Origin of the sequence: Psychrobacter sp. TB55-MNA-CIBAN-0194, from assembly GCF_040309505.1 — a bacterium.
Taxonomy (GTDB): Bacteria; Pseudomonadota; Gammaproteobacteria; order Pseudomonadales; family Moraxellaceae; genus Psychrobacter; species Psychrobacter fozii.
The window spans coordinates 1-308 of record NZ_JBEOOW010000106.1 but is presented as its reverse complement, the minus strand read 5'-3'; the positions used below and the strand labels follow the sequence as shown (position 1 = coordinate 308).

The window sequence follows — 308 nt, the reverse complement described above, 5'->3', positions numbered from 1 at the left end:
CTATAGATGAGGCAAGCATAGTCGCTCACAGCCATCAAAGCAGATATAGCGTCTATCACGCCCTCGCCCATGCCACGGATTTGAATGTTGCTGATACTTTTATGCTTGTCGATCACAGTGCGCTCAATCAACACTACCGTGCTACCCATATCGTTCATTTGGCACGCAATAGTCTGGCACATGTGACTGGACTCACCATAAGCCGCCGCCATCATCAGCGCCATGCCTCCTCTTTGGAAGCTGGCATTCACTTAACCCAGCTGAGCCTCATTACCGCTGATACCCCGTGGGTCGGTCCTCTATACAGC

1 protein-coding gene is annotated in these 308 nt (G+C 51.6%); it reads left to right on the top strand.

Annotated elements, in window-relative coordinates; genetic code table 11:
• Nucleotides 1-101: 101 nt before the first annotated feature.
• Nucleotides 102-308, top strand: a 207-nt coding sequence (locus AAEY75_RS14450; RefSeq protein ID WP_352259950.1) for a hypothetical protein, incomplete at its 3' end; no start/stop codon positions are given.